Origin of the sequence: Bacillus cereus group sp. N31 (assembly GCF_016483245.1) — a bacterium.
Taxonomy (GTDB): Bacteria; Bacillota; Bacilli; order Bacillales; family Bacillaceae_G; genus Bacillus_A; species Bacillus_A toyonensis.
This window is the reverse complement of sequence record NZ_JAEHCH010000002.1, coordinates 293,551-315,703: the sequence shown is the minus strand read 5'-3', so window position 1 is coordinate 315,703 and position 22,153 is coordinate 293,551. Positions and strand designations below refer to the sequence as shown.

Genomic DNA, 22,153 nt, shown 5'->3' with positions numbered 1-22,153 from the left:
CAGAAGTTCATTCTTTTCACATGAGATTATTCACTTTTTTCATATGAGATGATTCATCCTCGTCCCATTCTTTTATATCGGCAGCAACATTGTTACTGAAAAACCACTTGTCCCATCTACAATAATTTTTCCATTTACAGATGCTGTTCGCTCCTCCATCCCCATAATACCGAGACCTTTTTTTACAAGTGTTGCACCTTTTCCGTTATCCTTCACTTGTACTTTAACCATCTTGTTAAGTACATGAATATCAATTGAGATGACTGTTGCATCAGCATATTTCATCGTATTTGTTAAAGCCTCTGTAACATTTTCACCGATAATTTTCCATTGAATGGGAGAAATCATATCTAAGTTCCCTTTATATACGAAAGGAATATTTACATCATGCTTACCGGCAAATTCCTCTATGAATAATTTCATACGATGAATACCAATTAGTTCAGTTGGTGGCTTCATATTTTTTAATGTAATCCGAATACTTTCAATTCCATCTTTCGAAATATGAATAGCATTTTGTAATAACTCCGCAGATTTTTCTTTATCTATTTCAAGCAATCTCTTTGCTGCTTCCATTTGAATAAGCGCACCTGTCATCGAGTGACCGATTTTGTCATGAATTTCTTGAGATAGTCGATTTCTCTCTTCTAACTTAAACGTGTACTCTGATTGTCTTATGTATTCTTTATTTTCATGTAAGCTTTTCGTCAATCGCTGCATATCTTTTCGCATCTTATCATTTTGTGATTCCAGCTTTACTACACGCGATATATATCGATCTGCCATAGTTAAAACGAGAAAAGAAAATGCAACAATTAATCCATACGTCATTCGAATATTTTCATCTGTAATAATAATAGGTATCATCATAATGATAAAAAGTTGCCATTTCTTCTCTATATAATGAAATGTCACTTCGTATACATTCAAAGGTAAAAACAAAATAAAAAACGGATGAACCTTCCATGTCAATAACATAACTACACCAATTGACACACAAGTTAATATTTTTTTGTACGTATCTTTTTTAAATATAGAGATCAGCACGTTTATAGAAAGATATAAAAGCAAAGTAAGTATAACCCACGGTAAGTTCGTAACGTTTGAATAGATGTAACTGAACACAATATATATAAAGACAATTAATTTACTTACAATTAACCAAAATTCCATATCATTAATCTACTTTCCCTGTTAAGTAATAAATCGCGATTTGTGTGCGATGTTCAAGTCCAGTTTTCCCTAAAACTGATGTAATATAATTTGCAATCGTTCCTTCTGATATAAAAAGTTGCTTCGAAATTTCTTTATTCGAGAAACCTTTCGCAATTAATGCGATAATACTAAGCTCCCTTTCTGTAAAAAGACTCTCATCTATTTTACATTCTTCCTCTTTACTTTCCATTAAATTAGATTTAATTTTATCAAGTACTACATCTTGCATAACAGTTTGACCGTTATACACTCCTTTTATCGCATCACGAATACGTTCCGGATCATTATTTTTTAATAAATAACCTTTTGCTCCGTTTTTTACTGCGTCCAATATATATTCATCATCATCAAACGTCGTTAAAATAAGCGGCTTCGTTTTCGTCTCTTCACAAATTAACTTTGTCGCCTCTACCCCGTTCATGTTTGGCATGCGGACATCTAAAAGCACAATATCGACTTCATGTTTCTTACAATATGCTACAGCTTCTTTTCCATCATTTACAGTATCTAACACTTCAAACTCTTCGTATGTATTTAAAATAATTTTCATGCCTTCTCTAATAAAAGAATTATCATCTGCTATTAATATTTTAATTTTCATGTTTGTTAGTATGGACCTCTCCTACTAACATTCACATCCTTTCTCCGCGTAACATTTCCTCTTTGCTCATTATATACTTCTCTCTACCATTTTTTCACACCTTTTTCATATAGCCTCTTATTAAAAAATATATTATTCTTTTTTTACAGCATGTGTAGGGTGACTTATCATTTCTTACGTCTATATAATAGAATGCGTCAAAAAGGAGGGAGAGACCCATTGAGGAAAAACAATTAATTGAAAAAGCACAGCAAGGAAGCGAACATGCTTTTCGTGTCCTTGTACAAACGTATCGTCATTATATTTTTCAAGTTATCTTTTCTATTTTAAGACATGAAGAAGATGCGAAAGATGTTACACAAGAAGTATTCGTAAAAATTCACGCCTCTCTCCCAAATTATCAATTTCGCGGATTAAAAACGTGGATGGCGCGTATTGCCACCAATCACGCTATTGATTATAAAAGGAAGAAAGCTAGAGAACACGAAGAACTCTCCTTATGTAAAGAAACTGAGGAAAATATAAAATCCTCTCATAACATTGAAGCTTTACTATTGACGAAAGAGCAAAAATTACTCATTGCTCAAAAACTAAGAGAACTTCCTGAAAATTACCGTGATGTCGTTCTCTCGCATTATTTAGAAGAAAAAAGTTATCAAGAAATTGCTTTGCAGGAAAACATCGAAGTGAAAACAGTCGAAATGAAACTGTATCGGGCAAGAAAATGGATTAAAAAACATTGGAAGGAGGAAGAGTTTCTATGATGCATTATTCAAAAGAAGATTGGCGCAATTATACATTAGATTTTATAGAAAGCAATGAACGTGAATCTATGGAAGAACATCTTTTTGAATGTGATTATTGTTTAGCACTTTATATGGAAAGTATTGATGAACAACATGAAAACCTTCCAATGATAAATGATGATTCATTTACGAACGAAGTTATGACGCAAATTAATTTTGAAACACTACAGTCTAATGAATATATAAAAACAAACTCACTAAAACGCACAATTATTCACTACATAATTGCGACTGCGGCTACAATTATTTTTATGGTAAGTGGTTTATTCCAATATATTTTTACAGCGACATCAAATTTCGAGAAATCTTCAAAACATAACGAGTCTTCTATCTCACAACAAATTGTAAACAAATCGGTAGACACATCAACAAAGGACGGAGGTTCAAAGCATGAATAAAAACCCCTTTTTAGCACTTGTATTAGGGCTAATTCCTGGGCTTGGACATTTATATTTAAAGAAGTTTGGACGGTTTATTTTATATAGCGGAGGGGCTGTATTTCTATTTATCTTTGCAGCATTTTGCACAATAGCATTAGGAGAGCGTGATATTGCTTTTCTTTCTCTATTTTTACTAGTCGTGTTATGGGCGATCAATTTATTAGATTTAGTTATCACTATTATTAATCAATCGAAAAAACAAGCGGCCGGAGAATTTACAGAGTCCTCTAAAGAGAGCGAACGATTTTATATCATTCTTCTATCAATTATCCCTGGACTTGGTCATTTTCAATTAGGACTTATGCAACGTGGCCTTACATTTTTAGTAGCTTGTACAGGAATCGGAAGTATGATCATTTTCGTTGCCCTTTTAACATCTCAAGAAAGTTTCCTTATCTTTCTCGTGACGTTACCTGTTTTATGGATTTATAATTTCTTCGATGTTGTTCAACAACTACAGAAAAAAGAACGCGGAGAGCAACTAGATGACCGTACTATTTTTGAAGAGTTTGAAGAGCACCGAGAACAAGGAAAGAAAAATAAAACATTCGCTTCCATTTTAGCGATGTTTCCTGGAGCAGGACATATGTATTTAGGCTTACAGCGCCGTGGTCTTCAGCTTATGGCAGCCTTTTTACTATCCATTTATTTGCTCGACTTATTAAGACTTTCTGCGTTTTTATTTTTAGTACCAATCATTTGGTTCTATAGCTTTTTTGATGCGTTACAGCAAACTGCAAAATACGGAAAAGAACGTGTTAATGACGAACCTATCATAGATTATTTTATAAATCATCAAAGATGGATCGGTATCGGATTAATTGTATTAGGTGGTTATTATTTATTAGATCAAACAGTCCTTCCTATTTTGAATGACTATTTTGCAACTATATTTAATATTCATCTTAGCGAACTATATTATCGCTATTTCCAAACGTCTATCGTTGCTCTCCTTTTAATTGGCGGCGGCTTTAAATTGTTACTTGGAAATAAAGAAAATAAAGGTGGTACAAACGAATGAGAACATGGCGCGTTGGAACATTCTCAATGGGGCTTTCCATTATTACATTAGGTTGCTTCTTACTATTTTCAGTCATTAAAGGCACTCAAGTATTGGATACATTAACAGCATGGTGGCCTGTTTTACTTATTATACTTGGCGCTGAAATTTTACTATACCTTCTATTTTCTAAAAAGGAACAATCATTTATTAAATATGATATTTTTAGTATTTTCTTTATCGGCGTTTTAGGAAGTGTTGGAATTGCTTTTTACTGTTTATTATCTACTGGATTACTAGACGAAGTTCGTCATTCTATGAATACAACTAGGCAAACGAGTAATATTCCAGACGGACCACTTGATATACCTGAATCTATCAAAAAAATCGTAGTAGATGCAGGACATCAGCCTCTAACGATAGAGGGAAATAATACAAATCAAATTCATCTTTTGGGAACTTATGAAATGACGACGAAAGCAAATGAAGAACTCAATTTAAAACGAGATGATTTCCTTTCCGTTCAAACGGCTGGAGAAACGATGCATATCACATTAAAATCATTACCTGTTCAGCATACGTTATTTAACTCGGCACCACAGGTGAAACCAACGCTTGTTCTTCCGCAAAATAAAAATGTGGAAATCCGTGCTTCAAATAACGAACTATCTCTTTATCCAGGTCAATTACAAAATAATTGGTTTGTACAAGAAAGCTCAAGAGTGTCTGTCCATCTTGCAAAAGAGAGTGATGTATCTTTAACAGCAGTAACAAATCAAAAAGAAACACATGGAAACACACCTTGGGAACAAGTTGAAGATTTAACGAAAAAAGAAAATAATACTTCAGAAGAAAATCCAGAATTAATCGACCGAGAACATTGGTATAAAAATTCGATTAAAACTGGAAATGGAACGTACAAATTAAATATTGAGAAAGCTTATAATTTGAATATGAACGTTATCGAAAAATAAGAAAAACCTTCCACAAATGTGGAAGGTTTTTCTCATATAATCGCTTTAATTCCTTCTAAAATTAAGCCAATCATAAATCCGCAAACAGCCCCGTTCACTCGGATCCACTGCAAATCTTTACCGACGTTATTTTCGATCATTTCAATTAATGTTTTATCGTCTAGTTTATCAAGGTTTTCTTGTACAAGTTTTCCAATTTTCGAATGATTCTTTTCAACAAGTGTGACAACTTGCTTTTGTAACCAATCTTCTATTTTTTGAACCGTCACTTCGTCTTCTTTTATTTTATTCATTTGCGTTTGTAAAAATGGAATAACATATGTATCAGCAAATTCTTCTTTGTTTACAAAGGTAACTGCTCTTTGTTGTACTTGCTCCATCATCTCTTTTATTTTGTCAGTAGCATCCCAATTCGCAATCCACTTTTCTTTCCAATTTTCTAATTCCTGTAGTAAAGCTTCATTTTCTTTTACATTTATAATTTCTTGGCGAATTTTTGATAAGATAAGTTGTCTTGTGCCATTATCTGCATCTTGTAAGCTGTTAATATTGCTAATGATAAACTTCTGCAAAATGCCTCCAATTTTATCTTCATCTACAATATTCATAAACGATTTCAAAGTAAACTGCAAAAATCCATCTACTTTTATATTTTCCATCGCCTTCATTCCTAAGCTTCCAAGCTGGTAACGAGCTTCATCTTGCGCTGTCCAATCTTTCACTTTTACTAATATGTAATCAAGTGTCTTTTCATCATATTCTTGCACAACTAATTGATCAACAAGCACTTGTAAGATGTTACTCGTATTAATTGTATGCAAATATGTTTTAAGTTCTTTTTCAATAATAACAGCTAACTTTTCTGTATCTATTGAAACAATCGCTTTCTCAGCAATCGTTACAATTCCCTTTTTCACAGCATCAGACTGCATTTCTCTCTCAGCAATTTGTAGCACCATTTGCGCTAACTGCATTTCTTTTACTTTATTCGTAATACTCTCTTTCGTCAGCCACTCATTTTCTAGCGTATGAATGAGCCCTTTCGTTACTCGTTTACGGTTTTTAGGTAACAAAGCTGTATGCGGAATTGGGATTCCCATCGGATGACGAAATAATGCTGTAACCGCGAACCAATCCGCAAGTCCGCCAACTAATCCAGCTTCAAATCCCCCTTGTATAATCTCTCCAGCTATCGTTCCTTGAAAAGGGATAGAAGCAGCAAAGCCTACTCCCATAACCCCAAGCGAAATACCCGCTATATATTTAGTCTGTAATGACATCGTATACACACATCCTCTTATTATGTAAAATAAAGCTGTTTTGTTATATTTATTCGATATTTGTAATCCTTCATATCTATACTATAAAGAACTATTGTGAAAATAACAAAGATTTTTATGTACATGAAAAAATGAGGCTACAACTAGCCTCATTTTTCTTATATTGTTAATTCCAAACCTTTCTTATAATACCCATTCATCACATCTTCTGGAACCATGCTCCCACCAGTTCCCCACACAATATGAGTACCTTTTTTCACCGTCTCTGTTAACTGTTGCTTTTGTAAATACTCATCTTCTTTACATACATTCACTGGCCCAACCATACCAGCTAATGCAGAAGGCTCTAAATTAATATTTTCCGTATCAGCTAGTTCTTTTAATAGTCTATATAACTCTTCATCACTTACTGTGTAATTTCCACTCAAAAATGGTTCCATCGTTTTACCGACAAATCCAGACGGTCTTCCTACTGCTAGTCCGTCCGCGTCTGTTATATTATCAATCCCGATATCTTGAACGGCGATTTTATCATGAAGTCCTGTCATTAACCCGAGTAACATACATGGAGAATGTGTTGGCTCTGCAAAGAAACAATGGACGTTGTCTTTATACAATAACTTTAAACCAAATGCTACCCCGCCAGGTCCCCCACCTACTCCACACGGAAGATAAACGAATAAAGGATGTTCTTCATCTACTATAATCTCTAACTCTTCTAATTGCTTTTGTAAACGAGATGCTGCTACTGCGTATCCTAAAAATAAATCATGTGAGTTTTCATCATCTACAAAATAACAGCTAGGATCTGCATCTGCTTGCTGACGCCCCTCTTCTACTGCTTTACTATAATCAGCTTCATATTCAATAACATTTACACCTTTACTTCTTAATAAATCTTTTTTCCATTCTTTTGCGTCTGCTGACATATGAACAGTTACGTTAAAACCTAGTTTCGCACTCATAATCCCAATGCTTAGCCCTAAATTACCTGTAGAACCTACCGCAATTGAGTATTTTGCAAAAAACTCTCTACATGTATCACTATCTAAAATAGAATAATTATCTTCCTCTGTTAACATTCCATGCTGGAGTGCTAATTTCTCAGCATGTTTTAACACTTCATAAATACCGCCCCTAGCTTTAATTGAACCTGATATTGGAAGATGACTATCACATTTTAATAGTAATTTTCCTAGTATAGGTTGCCCGTAATTTTTCTCTAAAGACTGTTTCATTGAAGGTATTTTTACTAAAGGTGATTCTATAATACCATTCGTTTCTTTCGTTTCAGGAAAAACTTTCGCAATATATGGTGCAAAACGCTTTAATCTCTCTTCCGCGTCTTTGACATCTTCTTCATTAAGTGGTGAAGCTGTTATTGCTGTTTCATACTTTTCTATATTCGGGTTTATCCAAAATATTTCTTCTGTTGCAATAAGCTTGTTAACTAATGGATACTCTGCTTTTAATACCTCTATTTCCTTCATTCCGTTTCCTCCTCATATCCTTGTAGCTTGCTATACAATAAATTATAATTAAATTAATTTTAATATAGTTTAACATAAATTATTCATTTTAGTTAATTTTAATTTAATTTATTTAAATATAATTTAATAATCATTAAGGAGAATGTTTTATGGAAAATATAGATATTGGTAAAAAGATTGAAAAGCAAAGAAAAGAAAAAGGTTTAACTAGTAAACAACTAGCAAATATGGCTGAAATTACACCATCTATGTTAAGTCAAATTGAGCGTGGTTCTGCTAACCCTTCCATTCAAACGTTAAAGGTACTCGCAAAGGCACTGGATGTTCCAACATTTAGTTTTCTACTTGAAGAAACAAATACAGACGATTTAATCGTGCGCTCTCATAAACGAAAAAAAATGATTATCGATAATTTATCATATGAAATGCTATCGCCTGATTTCACAGGTAATTTAGCAACAGCAATTATGACTGTTCCCCCAAATACTTCTTCATCAGATAATATTCTAGAACATAAAGGTGAAGAATTAGCATTTGTATTAGACGGAACAATTACATTGTATTTAAATGAAGAAGAGTACACATTAGAAACTGGTGATAGTGTAAAAATACCTGCTTATTTAAAGCATAAATGGGTAAATCAATTCGAGAAAAATGCAATTGTCTTATTTTCTGTTACCCCGCCGATTTTTTAATATATAAAATAAAAATAGCCACGCACGGATACTCTCCGTACATGGCTATTTTTATTTTTTCGGCATGAACAAAATGCCTAAACTAATAACACAAAAACTAAGTATTTGCTGTATTGACAGGCCAAATAGAACCGAATTTTGTTCACTAATAAGCGAAATAACGATATGAGCAGTCCCCTCACAAATTAGAAAAACACTTATATTTTTTCCAGTTCCTAATCTTTCATTTTTCATCCATAACAAACCAATTACACAAAGGGCGAGGATGATCTCGTATGAGAAAATAGGATGATATAAAAATTTAGATTCATATATTTTCATTCCCCATGGTAGTGTCGTTTGTACACCTACTTCTCGATGGAATAGAAAATAAAAGATACTGCTCACGCACAATGCAAAAGGCAATGCATCAAGTAAAATACGAAGCGAAAATTGCTCCTTTTTACTTTTCCAAACAATATATGCACTCGCAATTATGCCCCCTATTAAAATGTGCTGCATGCTTCCTACAGCTAGTAATGCTTGCAATGGCGACCTAAAAGCCCATACTGGATTTAAAATTGCCGGTGCAAATTTCCATACAAATACGATAATAAGAAACGCATTTGTTACAGCATCCATCATTTTTTCATACGGTACATTTTGATGCTTCATCTTTCGTTTCATCAGCATAAATCCAAATAGACTTCCAATTATAAGAGATACGGGTTGTAACCTCATGATCCACTCCATCGCTGCAAAATCCCCTCTTAACCCTCAATTAATTTTTGAAATTTCTTTTCTAATTGATCTGGAGGTAATACCCCTCGTACATGATCTACTATAATTCCATCTTTATTAACAAAAAATGTCGTTGGTAAAGAAAATACTTTATAATCTAATCCAGCTACTCCATCCATATCTAGAAGAACTGGAAACTCAAATCCATAGCGATCCGCAAATGCAGTTGCTTCTTGTACTGGGTCACTAACAGTTGCATTTACTGCAAAGATTTCAATATCCTTTTTATATTTGTCATAAAAACGAACTAAGTCAGGTGCCTCCATTTCACATGGTCCACACCACGATGCCCAAAAATTAATAATATATGGTTTTCCCTTCGCATCATTTAGCGAATACAACTTTCCATCTAATCCTTTTAATGTTATATTTGGTGCTTTAAATCCTATTTGTGGTAATACTTCTTTCTCTTTTAACTCCGCTTGTTTCGCTTTTCTTTCCTTTTCTTCTTTCTTTGAATTATAAAAGTTAACACCCGCCCAAACGAGTGCTCCTACTAATATAATAGCAATTAGTTTCTTCACTTTTCTTCCTCCTCATTTTTTAAAATCCTGTAAATCCACCAAATAGGCGAATAAAGAACGCTGTAATTTTCGTCATTTGATTTGTATACAATAAAACACCTGTTACAATCATCATTACGCCGCCAATTTTCATCATGACATTGGCATATGTAACAATCCACTTTACCTTTCCGATAAAGAATGCCATCACGAAAAATGGAACTGCAAATCCAAGCGTATACGCTGTAATATAAAGAAGTGCCCCTTCAGGATTCGTCGCACCAAGCATGAGTACAGCTGAAAATATCGGCCCAACACATGGCGTCCATCCCGCTGCATATGTCATACCGACTAATATCGAACGAATATATCCAGTCGATTTACTTCTATACTGCACCTTTTTCTCTGCCATAAGCCACTTAGGCTGAAACAATCCAGTCATAAATAACCCCATCAAAACAATAAAAACCCCACCAATTTGTTGAATCAATTTTTGGTTAGATGAGAATGTTATTCCAATCCAGCTTACCGACAAACCTAACGCATAAAATATAACCGAAAATCCAATCATAAAAAATACGGTATGTATAATCGCTGATTTTTGCATAATCCCACGATTCTCTTTTAAATCTTGAATTGAAACACCTGTAATATAAGATAAATAAGATGGATATAGAGGTAAAGAGCATGGCGATATAAATGACAATACTCCCGCCCCAGCTACAAGCCAAATTGTTAAATCTGCTGCGTTCATTTTATTCCCCCTAAAAACACTACACCTAGTAGTGTTAATTGTTAAAAAAAGAGGCTATATGCACTCTCCGACAATAAGTACAATCGACATACAGAATAAACCTAGCGTTACATATACCGAATTTGTATGTAACGGGATAGTAAGCTTCACAACTTTTTCATTTAACACTTGCTCAATTCGTAAATTTATTGCTGTTTTTGCAAATGAAGCTGTCACACATCGATTTTCCATTGTCTTTATTTTAATTAATTTTAATAACGCGCTACCTAACTCGAATGAGGATTTCATTTTTTGCATCGCATATTTATCTGCTGCTAACTCTTGATACGTATGGTATCGCTGTAGCAGCCCTTTTAGTATCGGGATGTACAACATTCCTTCTGCTAATAACGTAAAACAAAATAATTTTAGTGGATCCCGATTGTTTTGATGATATTCTTCATGAAAAACAATCGCATCAATTTCTTCCTCTGAAAACGTGTGAAGTATCCCTTCTGACATGACAACTTTCGGACGAAATAATCCAATTGTAAATGCTGCAATTTCCTCGGTCGGTAATATATATATTTGTTTTCCGTTTCTAATAAAAGGTACAAGTACTTTTTGTAATTTTTTACTATAGAAAAATTGCCGCCAAACTCTTTTGCACACTATCAGTACAGTAAGTAATAATAATCCAGCTATTATGATACGAATCACCGATAGTTCTTTCATATGTTTTTCTAACTGAAACAAGCAAAACTTTGAAAGAAAGAACGCCTTATTTTGAAAAAGAAATGGATATGTAACGTAATACGTTAACATACAAAAAAAGAGAGTACTAACAATTACTGCTAACAATACGATTTTACGCATTTGCCATTTCATTTTATCGATCCTCTTTTTTTAACTGACTCAATTTATCTTCTAATTTTTTTAGTAAAGTCGGATCAGCCTGCTCTAACTCATCTAACATATGATTTACAACTAAATCCCCAAATTCCCCCATTAATTCCTGCGTCATTTTCTTCGTTTGATTGGATAAGAATTCTTCTTTTGTTTGTACTGCATGATATATGCCACTTCTTCTCACAGTCTGTTTTTCTAAGTGTAGTTTCTCTACTAACCTGTTCATAACTGTCATAACAGTATTAAAGTTCACCGGTGATTCTTCACTTAATTTCTGCTGTACTTCTTTAATGGTAATACCTTCAGTGGACCAAACAATCTCCATTATTTTCGCTTCAAGCGGTCCAAAGAAATGATTTAACCCTTGCTCATTTAACTTATAATTTTGAGTAAACATAGTATGGCTCCTTTCACACTACAGATTGTAGTACAAATTAAATGAAAGGTCAAACACGAATGGTATAAACTGCTATCCACTAATTATGAATATCCATTCATTGTAAACCTAACTTCTCTCCAAATGTATCAAAGAGATACTGCTCTAATATTTGTACACTAAACTTCTCATTACGCCCAAGTGCAAATAATTCCCGATTTTTCGCTACGATAGTGTCTAACGGAATAGCTACATTATCCACTATTTTTGTAATTTCAATTATATTACTTTTCACATTGACTTCCGTTTTAAATTCAACATTCTCCAATACTATATGTGAACGTCTTCCTGATGCAAAAAAAGTAAAGTTAGGATTTTTAACGACACCAATTTCACTCTCTAATGCATATAAATAATGAAAAATTATATCTCTATGTCCATCTTTTATTACTTTTTCATCCTTCTCATCATCTAAGTATTCTTTCAACTTCGTTGTAAATTCAAATCGAAAATCCACTTTTTTCACGCTCCTTTTTTCATTTTATACCGAATAAATATATTAATATAATTTTACCATATTGTAATACAAGTTCCTATAAAAAGTAAAAAATACGTTTGTAAAATCCCTAGTATTTCCGACGCCTTTATAAAATATATACACTAATTCAATATTAATTAATGAGTCGTTATATCCATTTAACCATATTGTTTCCATATTTTGAAACAATAGTATGCAATATTATATATCAATAAACTGTTTCTAATTCATCACTCTATATACTCATCGTTCCCTTTACTATTCCAATATATTTAAACTGTATTTTCTCTTTATTCATTACATTAGAGAAGGAATGTAACTCTCTTCTATCGAATTTTTACATAACAAAAATGATTAGGTGGTGCTTTACTATGAAATTAGCTGTCATTGGTGGTGGTGATTTACAAGATTTAAATCACTTTCATATTAATGAACGACTTATAGAATTAACAAATAAACAGTACCCAAAAATATTATTCATTCCAACAGCTAGTCATGATGATGAAAGCTATATAAAATTATTTTTAGACACGTTTGAAAACCAATTCCATTGTGATGTACAAATTTTACGTACAATAACCGATATACCTTCTAAATATGAAATAGATGCGATGATTCATTCAGCCGATTTCATTTACCTTGGTGGGGGAAACTATGTTGAAATGCTTACACAATGGAAAGAACATAAACTAGATGAGAAATTACTATTGGCTCTCGAGCAAGGAACACTCATTGCAGGGTATAGTGCTGGTGCTATGTGTTGGTTCACATCGAGTATCCGATCAGATTATGAAGGTTCTGGTTATGTAGAAAGTAACGGATGGGGGATTGTTAACAAAAGGTTTTGCCCACATTATAATCAATTAAATAGAATGAATGCTTTTCATTCCTTTTTACAAAATCACCAAGGTAATATAGAGGGGATTGCACTAGAAGATGATTGCGCTATATATATTACAGAAGAATCCTTTGAAATTATCGGTGCACCAGAAAAAGCGTGGGAGTTTTATATGAGTGATAAAAAACTTATTAGACAACATTTTGATATCACTTTAAAAAGCTATTTATAAAGTGAAACTTTAATCAGTGGGGGTTTTCTTCATCCCCACTAATTATTAGCCCTCATCAATCAGGCTTTTGCGAGATAAACATACGCTTCAAAAAAATGTCCCTAAGTATAATAACTTAGGGACATTTTCACTATTTAACTAACTAATCGTGTAATTCGTTTCTTCTGCCATGAAAGCTTATAATATGCATACTGTAATATGAGACTAACAATAAATGCTGCTGGGTATCCAATCCATATCCCTTCAATTCCAAGGCTTGTATGGTAAGAAAGATAATATGCTACTGGTACTTCAACTAGCCAAATTGATACAACACCAATAACAGTTGGCCATAATACTGTACCACTCGCTCGCATTGTCGCACTAATAATTTGTGCATGACCGAAAATTAAATAACTCCATAATGTAATCATAACTAAACTATGAGCAATATCAATTGTAGTTTGACTCGTTAAAAATAGTGATAAAATGTCTCTTGAGAACAAGTAAATAAGAGATATTAACATACCACCGATAACATAGTTCATAATAATTCCAGCCTTTACAACTTTCTGCAATCGATCAAATTGATTTGCACCAATTGATTGTGCCGCAAAAATAGAGACTGTAATGCCAAGGCTAACGGCTGGCATTTGTACATAACTGGCAACTTGATTCACGACGCCATAAGCAGCTGTTGCATCCGAACCATAACGATTTACAAACGCGATTACCGCAATTTCAGATAATGAAACTAATATCATATTAATACTCGCTGGAATACCGAGTCGTAGCAATAGCTTTAACAACTCACCATCCATTCGAAGGTATTTCCTTACCGTTCCATCTAGTTGTAGTGGATGATTTTTCTTCTTTAAATACACTAGCATGACAATAAACGTAATAACTGTCGATATAACAGAAGCATATGCTGCTCCATACACATCTAATTTCGGAGCTCCTAACCAGCCAAAAATAAGAATTGGTAATAAGATCATGTTTAGCGCTGTACTTACAATTAAAAAGTAAAATGGCGTTTTAGAATCTCCTGTCCCTCTCATAAATGTTGTGTATGCAAAATATAAAAATAATACTGGCATCGATATAAATAAAATTCTTGCATAATGTACACTTATTTCAATTATATTTTCTGGCGTTCCCATTAGACGCATAATATCCATTGCAAAAATACTGCCTATTATCGCCAATGCAACTCCGATAATAAACGTAAATGTAAGTGTCGTACCAACGATAGCTTTTAAACGATCTTCATTTTTAGCGCCAAACGCCTGACCAATTAAAATAGAACTACCCGACCCAATTCCAATTACGAATGAAACGAGTAGGAAAAATAACGGAAAGAATGCTGATATAGCTGCTAAATCATTGACACCAAGCCATCTCCCTACTACGACCATACCAAATAATTGTCCAACTGATTGAAGTACATTACTTAATAATAACGGTACTAAAAACATAGACATCGATTTCCAAATCGGTTTACTCTCACTTTCTAACTTATGTGACTCCACACCTTCTTTATTGTTATCTGTAGGTGGTTTCAAATTACATTTCTCCTTTTATTAAAAATCTTTTTTCCATCTCTATCTCTTTGTATAGTTGTTATAATGATTTGCTTCTATTCATTTTCTTTCCGCATTATTATAACTTCACCCAATATTGACTTCCATCTGCTGTTCTATCTAAAAATCCATATTCAATTAAATATCTTCTTAAAGTCACGAAATCTGGATATACATTTTCTAAAATTGTATTCACTTCTTTTTCGGAATACTTTTGATTACTATCAAACTTTTTCACTAAGTGACGCAATATAATTAATTTACGCTTTTGCTTCTTCGGAAATTTAGAAAGCGGCCCATCTAATCCATCTATAAAATGAGTTTTTAATACTTCATCATTTTCTTCTTCCGTAATATTGTATCGATCATCCACCATCGTTGCTGTTCTATGAATTGGTACAAATTTCGTTTGTACCTTCGATTTTTCTTCTGATAATTCCATTAACGCTAAAAATACTTTTGCTTGCTTCATCTTCTCTCGCAATGTAAAACGATGATTACGAATCGTCGATGTGCTACCGCCGTCCATCTCTTTTACAATTTCTTTATCATTCAGTCCCATATGGAAAAACTGAACCATCTTCTTTTGTAAATCGGTTAAACCAGTAAACTTCTTATCAAGATTTAATAAATAATCAAACATAGACGTATGCTCACTATGCATATGCAATTGGACAAACTTCTCTGCTTCATACAAAACTTGATTATGTTGATAAATAACTCCTTTAATAAACGCTTCTCCACATGCTAAACAAATATACTCCTCTGCTTCCTCATCAAACACATACCCTTTTTTCAATTCCTCTACCGACGCATCCCAAAACTTCTCTGAAATATCGTTCACACTAAACACTCCTTCAAAATGTTTATTTAAAAACAAACAAATTACAATTACGTTTATTATCACTTCATCATCTTAACATACATAAATCAGACATTTCAATGTTTCGTTTACCTATTTTGCAAACTTTTATAAAATCATCTATAAATTCCTCAAATAACCGCTAACTATAATGAAATTATTATTCCATGGAGAAACTGTAATAACTTAATTAAAGTGATATCCGAAATGAAACAAACCCTCTATTTATCCCCTATCAAATATTCCATTTTAACTACAAAAAAGGCGCTTCCTTTTATGGAAGCACCCTTTCATCTTTTATATTTTTTGTAAACAACCTCTACTAAAACTTTACTTGTCTCTATAAATACATGTTTTCGGTTTCCATCCTCAACCATTTTATTTGAACAGCCACTCATAATCATTATACAACTAAATATGACTAGCGCTACATTTCTATTCTTATAAGCCACTTCATGCCACTCCACTATAAAAAAACTTTATTTACATTTATCCTATCAAAAAATTTTACACGAATAACAAACCCAAAAAATATGCAATCTTGCATATTTTTTGGGTTTCATTAAGATATTGTGATTTAATTTATTTAAAGAACACTTTTATCGAGGTGACTTACTTGAAATTTAAAGCAAAAAAGAATCCATTTCACGTCATTTTCATTATATTATTTATAATTATTTTTTTCATTTCACTATTCTTCCAAAATGAAAACTCTATTTTTTTTACTCTTATGATGCTGTTAAATATCGTGAATCTTTCTTCATTCTATTTTTCACACTATAATATAACGAAATCATCAATTGTTGTAAAACACGGTTTCATACTGCGCACTGAAATTCCATTTGAAGACATTCGTCACATTAAATACTCTGGCAAAAAACTCCGTTCAAAAAAATGGACTCGACAGCAATTAGAAATTGATTACAATTTATTTGATTCCGTGAAAACTTTCGTCCCACAAGACGAAGAAAAATTCATTTCACTCTTAAAAGAGAACTGCCCACATATAAAAGTAATCCATTCGACCACTACCAAATAATATTTCAGAACTTACAGTTGTGCAGTTGAAGAAAACATAAAAAGGGATTAAAATTTATATGTGAAAAAAAGCCCAGATTCGAAATTTCGAATCTGGGCTTCTTCTATTATTCTTTTGGAGCGATCATTTTTTTCGGATCTACAATTTCGTCAAATTGCTCTTCTGTTAATAATCCCGATTGCAATGCTGCCTCTTTTAAAGTTAAACCATCTTTATGAGCATGTTTTGCAATTTTCGCTGCATTTTCATACCCAATATGAGGGTTTAATGCTGTAACAAGCATTAATGAACGATTCACGTTTTCGTTAATTACTTCTTCATCCGCTTCAATACCAACTGCACAATTATCATTAAACGAAACAATTGCATCTGCTAATAAGTGCGCTGATTGTAAGAAGTTATAAGCAATAACTGGTTTAAATACGTTTAACTCAAAATTCCCTTGGCTCGCAGCAAATCCGATTGTTGTATCATTTCCCATCACTTGCGCCACAACCATTGTTAACGCCTCACTTTGTGTAGGGTTTACTTTACCTGGCATGATCGAGCTTCCTGGCTCATTTGCTGGAATAATAATTTCTCCAAGACCACTACGTGGACCACTTGCAAGCCAACGTACATCGTTAGCAATCTTCATTAAATCAGCCGCTAATGCCTTTAATGCACCATGAGTATATACAACTTCATCATGGCTCGTTAATGCATGGAACTTATTTGGTGCAGAAATAAAGTTCTTACCTGTAAATTGGCTAATTTCCTCAGATACCATATCACCAAATTTAGGATGAGCATTAATACCCGTTCCAACTGCAGTACCACCAATTGCTAACTCTTTCATATATGTATTGCTCTCAGCAATCATACGCTCAGTTTTTTCAAGCATACGGTGCCATCCACTAATTTCTTGTCCCAAAGTTAACGGTGTTGCATCTTGTAAATGTGTACGACCGATTTTTATAATATGTTCAAATGCAGTTGCTTTTTCTGCTAAAGTTTCTTTTAACTTCGTAATTGCTGGTAATACGTGATTTTCTACCGCAATTACACATGCTACATGAAGCGCTGTTGGAAATGTATCGTTTGAACTTTGAGACATGTTCACATCATCATTCGGATGAATATGTACGTCAGATCCCTTTTCTTTCAAAATTTGATTCCCGCGGTTTGCAATTACTTCATTCACATTCATGTTAGATTGTGTACCACTACCCGTTTGCCATACGACAAGTGGAAAATGCTCATTCCATTTCCCTTCAATCACTTCATCAGCAGCTTCCACAATTGCTTTTGCTTTCTCTTCTGATAACTTCCCTAGTTTTTGATTGCTAAGGGCCGCACTTTTCTTTAAAATCGCAAATGCTTTTACAATTTCAAGCGGCATTTGCTCTGTTCCAATTGGGAAGTTCTCTTTACTTCTTTGTGTTTGCGCTGCCCATAATTTATCAGCCGGAACTTTTATTTCTCCTAATGTGTCTCTTTCAATTCTGTACTCCATTTTTTCATCCCCTTGAAAATTTAATACCTACATTTCTTATATTAACAGACTTCCCTTCAAATGATAAGAATTCTCACTCATATATATAAATATTTGATATTTATTTTTTAAAATTCCTCTTGACCTAAACTTAAGTTTAGGCTGTATCCTTTCCATTGTGACCTACTAAAAAGATACTGGAGGAATTCAATATGAAAAAATACGCTTTTGTAACAGGTGCAAATAAAGGAATTGGATATGAACTCGTTCGCCAATTAGCAGAGAAAGGCTATCACGTATTTTTAGGTGCTCGCAATGAACAACTTGGTCAAGAAGCTGTGAAATCTTTAAATATTTCCAACGTTTCTTATGTTCAAGTAGATATTTCAAATTCACAATCCATTCAAAAAGCAATGAAAAAAATGTATGAAACGACTGATCACTTAGATTTACTAATCAATAACGCAGGTATAGCACTAGACTTCAATACGCTACCTAGCAAATTAAATATTGAAACTTTACGTCAAGGATTTGAAATTAACTTTTTTGGAACTTTCCAAATGATGCAAGCCTTTTTACCATCATTAAAGAAGTCAAACAACAGCAAAATAATAAATGTAACAACTGACATGGCTTCACAAACAATGTTGGCTAATGGTGAAACACATCCAATTAATGCTTTAGGATATAATTCTTCAAAAACAGCTATTAACACTTTAACATTAGCTTTTAGCAAAGAATTTGGTACTAACGGTCCAGCAGTTTTCGGGGTAACACCTGGTTTTACAACTACCGACCTTAATGGAAATGCACCTGGTGGCCATACAACCAATGAAAGTGCTAAGATTATTATTAAATATGCATTAAGTGAAACAAACTATAATGGTAAAATATTAAATAAAAACGGAATTATACCCTGGTAACAAGAGGATGAATCACATGTATTATACAATTGGTCAAGTCGCCAAAATGCACCACTTAACTATTTCTCAAATACATTATTACGATCGACAAGGACTGTTCCCTTTTCTTCAAAGAAATGAAAAAGGAGATCGAGTTTTTAACGAAGAAGCACTCAAATATTTAGAGATGATTTTATGTTTAAAAGAAACTGGTATGCCTATTCAAAAAATAAAACATTTTATCGACTGGTCCATGGATGGAGAATCTACTATCCTTCAACGATTAGAATTAATGAAACAACAAAAGATAAATGTTTTACAGCACATTCAAGATACTGAAAAGAACTTAAAAAAGATACAACAAAAAATCACTAAATATGAGCATGAAATAACCTCAATAGCTCAAAATACAAAATAAAAAATCACCTTCTACAATGGGTAGAAGGTGATTTTTCATTTATGATGCTTGCTTTCCTTTATCCGCATCATCTACATACCAAATGAACTTGCCTGTATATCCGTAAATAACTGCTAAAATTAACGATACAAAACTTAACCACATAAATGGAATATATGATAACGTTGCTACACCTAAAATACCAGCCATAAAAATACCATTATCCGACCATGGAACCATACCTGAAGTTAACGTTCCACCTACTTCTGAGTTACGTGCTAATACACGACGGTCTATTTTTAGTTTATCATAGCTATCTTCCATAATTTTCGGCGTTAAAATAAGTGATACGTACATCGCACAACCAAATACGTTCGCTAAAAATGCAACGATTAATGTAGACAACGTTACATTACCTGCAGAATTTAATTTCTTCTCAAATTTCGATACGATTACTTTAAGAACACCTAGCTTTTCAAGTAATCCACCAAAACCTAAGCCAAATATAATAACGGCTACTGAGCCAAGCATACCGTTAATTCCACCACGGTTTAATAACTTATCGACAAACTCAACACCAGATTGAATTGAGAATCCATTATAAGCTGTTCCAATTGCCTCTCCAAAGTTCATCCCTTGGAAAAGAGTTGCCCAAATTGCACCGATTAAAGCTCCCATTGCAATTGTTGGCATCGACGGTTTCTTCATTGCTAATAGAACGATAACAATGACCGCTGGAACAAGCATCCATATTTTAATATCAAATTGCTTTAATAAAGCTTCTTTTAAAAACTCTACTCGGTTCAAATCTACATTATCCCCGCCGTACATCCAGCCAGCTACAGTAAACATAATACTAGTAATAATATACGCTGGAACGTCTAATACAAGCATAGCTCGAACGTGAGCAATAACATCTACTTTTGCCATAGAAGCTGCAAGAACTGTACTATCAGAAAGTGGTGATAATTTATCTCCGAAATAAGCTCCCGAAAGAACTGCACCAGCAACAAGCGGAAGTGGTAATCCAAGACCTTCACCAATGGCCATCATAGCTATACCAGCTGTTCCAACTGTTCCCCATGATGTTCCTGTCGCGATAGAAGTTATGGAACAAATAATTAAAGTTGCCAGTAAGAATATGCTTGGGTGGATAAATTCTAATCCATAATAAATTAATGTTGGTACAACCCCACCAGCAATCCACGTCCCAATTAAAGCCCCTACTGCAACTAAAATAAGAATTGCTTCTAATCCATTAGAAATTCCTTTTGTAATTGCATCTTGCAATTCTTGATAACGAAATCCTAACCTTAATCCAAGCGCAATAACTAAAAACCATGAAATAAAAAGCGCTAATTGAATTGGGAGATCAAAAATCGTTTGGAAGGAAAAGACGACAGCAAGAAATAGCATTAAAAGAACGATAATTTCTGGCATCGATGGTAATCTTACACTTTTCATTTTTTTCTCTCCTTACAAGTCGATAACATGATGTATGTCGTCTTACATGTATGTAGTATACAATTAGCGAAGACAAAACAAAATTTTCATATTATTTCGATTTATTTTTCCAGTATAATATATTGGACACCTTTTCTATTGTAAAAGTAGATGTTACTTTTCGCAATGGAAAATATAAAAAATGTTACATTTTTATTTAGATAGAATAATCTAAGAATAACTTTTTTAATATTTGCCACAATAAGATTTTTTACTATTATCTTCACCTTTTAAGGACTACCATTTTTCTCCCCCAAAAAAGCACACATCATTAAAATGATGCATGCTCCACTTTTATTTATACAATTTTTGTATTTCTTCTTTATTTTTAAGTATCTCCGAAAACTTATCACTACACCCTTTCGGAAATAATACTCCGAGTCCATATGAATGTCCAAACTGAAAATGAGGGTGCTTCGCCTTGATCTCATCCCAAAACTTATACACGCCAAAATCACCACTTCTCACTTCAATATCATGAAATAATACAATACCGTTTTTGGCGACTTTAGGTAACCACGTTTTATAATCATGAGAAACAGCTTCATACGTATGGTAGCCATCAATATGCAAAAGATTTATCGTTTCATCTTGAAACTGATCTATAGCATCATCAAAAGTAGACCGAATTAATTTTCCTATATTAAGGTAGTTAGCGCTCACAACTTTTTCTACTATTTGAAAAACCCCTTCTCCATATGGACCTGTATGCCCATCTCCAGCCCAAGTATCTACAGCAAAACATTTTGTAGTTAACCCACCATCTTTTACTCCCTGACAAAAACTGAAGAAGGAAGCACCTAGATGTGTGCCTAACTCAACTAAAGTTGCTGGTTTTTCAAATCGTACTAAGTCATATGCGAAATTTAAATGCCCACTCCACGCAGATTGTGACCGAATAATAGGACTAAATTTTTCAAAGTCAAACGATGGTTTATGAGTAACCCAGTTCATTGCATATCTCCTTATACACATATTTTTAACAAACCAAATTACTCTTATCT

At 33.4% G+C, this 22,153-nt stretch carries 24 protein-coding genes; 9 read left to right on the top strand and 15 right to left on the bottom strand.

Going from position 1 to position 22,153, the window contains the following annotated elements; translation table 11 throughout:
• Positions 1–72 precede the first annotated feature (72 nt).
• Positions 73–1,173, bottom strand: a complete 1,101-nt coding sequence (locus JDS81_RS05960) for a sensor histidine kinase (protein ID WP_097954710.1) — start codon at positions 1,171–1,173, stop codon at positions 73–75.
• Between the two features lie 4 nt (positions 1,174–1,177).
• The gene (locus JDS81_RS05955) at positions 1,178–1,816 is read right to left on the bottom strand and encodes a response regulator transcription factor (RefSeq protein ID WP_097954709.1); all 639 of its coding nucleotides are present in this window, start codon (positions 1,814–1,816) and stop codon (positions 1,178–1,180) included.
• Between the two features lie 218 nt (positions 1,817–2,034).
• Here JDS81_RS05955 and JDS81_RS05950 point away from each other — a divergent pair, with 218 nt between their 5' ends.
• The 4 genes from JDS81_RS05950 to exsE are packed head-to-tail and all read left to right on the top strand — an operon-like array spanning position 2,035 to position 5,036.
• The gene (locus tag JDS81_RS05950) at positions 2,035–2,580 is read left to right on the top strand and encodes an RNA polymerase sigma factor (protein ID WP_306472562.1); all 546 of its coding nucleotides are present in this window, start codon (positions 2,035–2,037) and stop codon (positions 2,578–2,580) included.
• A complete protein-coding gene (locus JDS81_RS05945; RefSeq protein WP_000972343.1) occupies positions 2,577–3,020 on the top strand; it encodes a hypothetical protein in 444 nt (147 codons plus the stop codon). Before JDS81_RS05950 ends, JDS81_RS05945 begins: the two co-directional genes overlap by 4 nt.
• Entirely contained in the window at positions 3,013–4,083 is a 1,071-nt protein-coding gene (locus JDS81_RS05940) for a hypothetical protein (protein ID WP_001039103.1), read from the top strand. Before JDS81_RS05945 ends, JDS81_RS05940 begins: the two co-directional genes overlap by 8 nt.
• A complete protein-coding gene (gene exsE / locus JDS81_RS05935; RefSeq protein WP_001261437.1) occupies positions 4,080–5,036 on the top strand; it encodes an exosporium protein ExsE in 957 nt (318 codons plus the stop codon). The genes JDS81_RS05940 and exsE overlap by 4 nt, the downstream gene beginning before the upstream one ends.
• A 32-nt stretch (positions 5,037–5,068) precedes the next feature.
• On the opposite strand, the gene JDS81_RS05930 is transcribed toward exsE, so the two are convergent.
• Complete coding sequence (locus tag JDS81_RS05930; protein WP_097954707.1) at positions 5,069–6,316, bottom strand: DUF445 domain-containing protein; 1,248 nt, start codon at positions 6,314–6,316, stop codon at positions 5,069–5,071.
• Positions 6,317–6,474: 158 nt separating this feature from the next.
• Complete coding sequence (locus JDS81_RS05925) at positions 6,475–7,806, bottom strand: D-serine ammonia-lyase (protein WP_097954706.1); 1,332 nt, start codon at positions 7,804–7,806, stop codon at positions 6,475–6,477.
• 149 nt (positions 7,807–7,955) lie between these two features.
• Here JDS81_RS05925 and JDS81_RS05920 point away from each other — a divergent pair, with 149 nt between their 5' ends.
• Positions 7,956–8,501 (top strand): helix-turn-helix domain-containing protein, encoded by a 546-nt coding sequence (locus JDS81_RS05920; RefSeq protein WP_000427659.1) that lies wholly within the window; start codon positions 7,956–7,958, stop codon positions 8,499–8,501.
• 51 nt (positions 8,502–8,552) lie between these two features.
• Here the strand turns inward: JDS81_RS05920 and JDS81_RS05915 are convergent, their stop codons facing one another.
• The 6 genes from JDS81_RS05915 to JDS81_RS05890 all read right to left on the bottom strand — a co-directional run bounded on the left by JDS81_RS05915 (position 8,553) and on the right by JDS81_RS05890 (position 12,319).
• Entirely contained in the window at positions 8,553–9,233 is a 681-nt protein-coding gene (locus JDS81_RS05915) for a prolipoprotein diacylglyceryl transferase family protein (protein WP_097954705.1), read from the bottom strand.
• Positions 9,234–9,250: 17 nt separating this feature from the next.
• Positions 9,251–9,805 (bottom strand): TlpA family protein disulfide reductase, encoded by a 555-nt coding sequence (locus JDS81_RS05910; protein WP_000733179.1) that lies wholly within the window; start codon positions 9,803–9,805, stop codon positions 9,251–9,253.
• Positions 9,806–9,824: 19 nt separating this feature from the next.
• Entirely contained in the window at positions 9,825–10,538 is a 714-nt protein-coding gene (gene ccdA, locus JDS81_RS05905) for a cytochrome c-type biogenesis protein CcdA (RefSeq protein WP_000990446.1), read from the bottom strand.
• A gap of 54 nt (positions 10,539–10,592) precedes the next feature.
• Entirely contained in the window at positions 10,593–11,405 is an 813-nt protein-coding gene (locus JDS81_RS05900; protein WP_097954704.1) for a M56 family metallopeptidase, read from the bottom strand.
• A 1-nt stretch (position 11,406) separates the two neighbouring features.
• Positions 11,407–11,823 (bottom strand): BlaI/MecI/CopY family transcriptional regulator, encoded by a 417-nt coding sequence (locus JDS81_RS05895; protein ID WP_000495072.1) that lies wholly within the window; start codon positions 11,821–11,823, stop codon positions 11,407–11,409.
• 97 nt (positions 11,824–11,920) lie between these two features.
• On the bottom strand, positions 11,921–12,319 hold the full coding sequence (locus JDS81_RS05890) for a DUF3942 family protein (RefSeq protein WP_000347531.1): 399 nt from the start codon (positions 12,317–12,319) through the stop codon (positions 11,921–11,923).
• Positions 12,320–12,711: 392 nt separating this feature from the next.
• Between JDS81_RS05890 and JDS81_RS05885 the strand changes: the two genes are divergently transcribed.
• Positions 12,712–13,410, top strand: coding sequence for a peptidase E (locus JDS81_RS05885; protein ID WP_097954703.1), 699 nt, complete (start codon positions 12,712–12,714; stop codon positions 13,408–13,410).
• 134 nt (positions 13,411–13,544) lie between these two features.
• Here JDS81_RS05885 and JDS81_RS05880 read toward each other — a convergent pair whose 3' ends face one another.
• Both JDS81_RS05880 and JDS81_RS05875 read right to left on the bottom strand, forming a co-directional pair.
• Positions 13,545–14,954: an MATE family efflux transporter gene (locus tag JDS81_RS05880; RefSeq protein ID WP_000804166.1), complete on the bottom strand. Its 1,410-nt coding sequence runs from the start codon at positions 14,952–14,954 to the stop codon at positions 13,545–13,547.
• A 97-nt stretch (positions 14,955–15,051) separates the two neighbouring features.
• Complete coding sequence (locus JDS81_RS05875; protein ID WP_000997950.1) at positions 15,052–15,816, bottom strand: DUF2087 domain-containing protein; 765 nt, start codon at positions 15,814–15,816, stop codon at positions 15,052–15,054.
• Positions 15,817–16,450: 634 nt separating this feature from the next.
• Between JDS81_RS05875 and JDS81_RS05870 the strand changes: the two genes are divergently transcribed.
• Positions 16,451–16,873 carry a PH domain-containing protein gene (locus JDS81_RS05870; protein ID WP_097954702.1) on the top strand — a complete coding sequence of 141 codons (423 nt, stop codon included), beginning with the start codon at positions 16,451–16,453 and terminating at the stop codon, positions 16,871–16,873.
• Positions 16,874–16,979: 106 nt separating this feature from the next.
• Here the strand turns inward: JDS81_RS05870 and fumC are convergent, their stop codons facing one another.
• Positions 16,980–18,368 carry a class II fumarate hydratase gene (fumC, locus tag JDS81_RS05865; protein ID WP_000456622.1) on the bottom strand — a complete coding sequence of 463 codons (1,389 nt, stop codon included), beginning with the start codon at positions 18,366–18,368 and terminating at the stop codon, positions 16,980–16,982.
• A gap of 191 nt (positions 18,369–18,559) precedes the next feature.
• Between fumC and JDS81_RS05860 the strand changes: the two genes are divergently transcribed.
• Together JDS81_RS05860 and JDS81_RS05855 are read left to right on the top strand one after the other, a co-directional pair.
• Positions 18,560–19,270: an SDR family NAD(P)-dependent oxidoreductase gene (locus JDS81_RS05860; RefSeq protein WP_097954701.1), complete on the top strand. Its 711-nt coding sequence runs from the start codon at positions 18,560–18,562 to the stop codon at positions 19,268–19,270.
• 16 nt (positions 19,271–19,286) lie between these two features.
• Complete coding sequence (locus JDS81_RS05855; RefSeq protein ID WP_097954700.1) at positions 19,287–19,667, top strand: MerR family transcriptional regulator; 381 nt, start codon at positions 19,287–19,289, stop codon at positions 19,665–19,667.
• 39 nt (positions 19,668–19,706) lie between these two features.
• On the opposite strand, the gene nhaC is transcribed toward JDS81_RS05855, so the two are convergent.
• Entirely contained in the window at positions 19,707–21,110 is a 1,404-nt protein-coding gene (gene nhaC, locus JDS81_RS05850) for a Na+/H+ antiporter NhaC (protein ID WP_097954699.1), read from the bottom strand.
• Between the two features lie 333 nt (positions 21,111–21,443).
• Complete coding sequence (locus JDS81_RS05845; RefSeq protein WP_097954698.1) at positions 21,444–22,103, bottom strand: class I SAM-dependent methyltransferase; 660 nt, start codon at positions 22,101–22,103, stop codon at positions 21,444–21,446.
• Between the last annotated feature and the right edge of the window lie 50 nt (positions 22,104–22,153).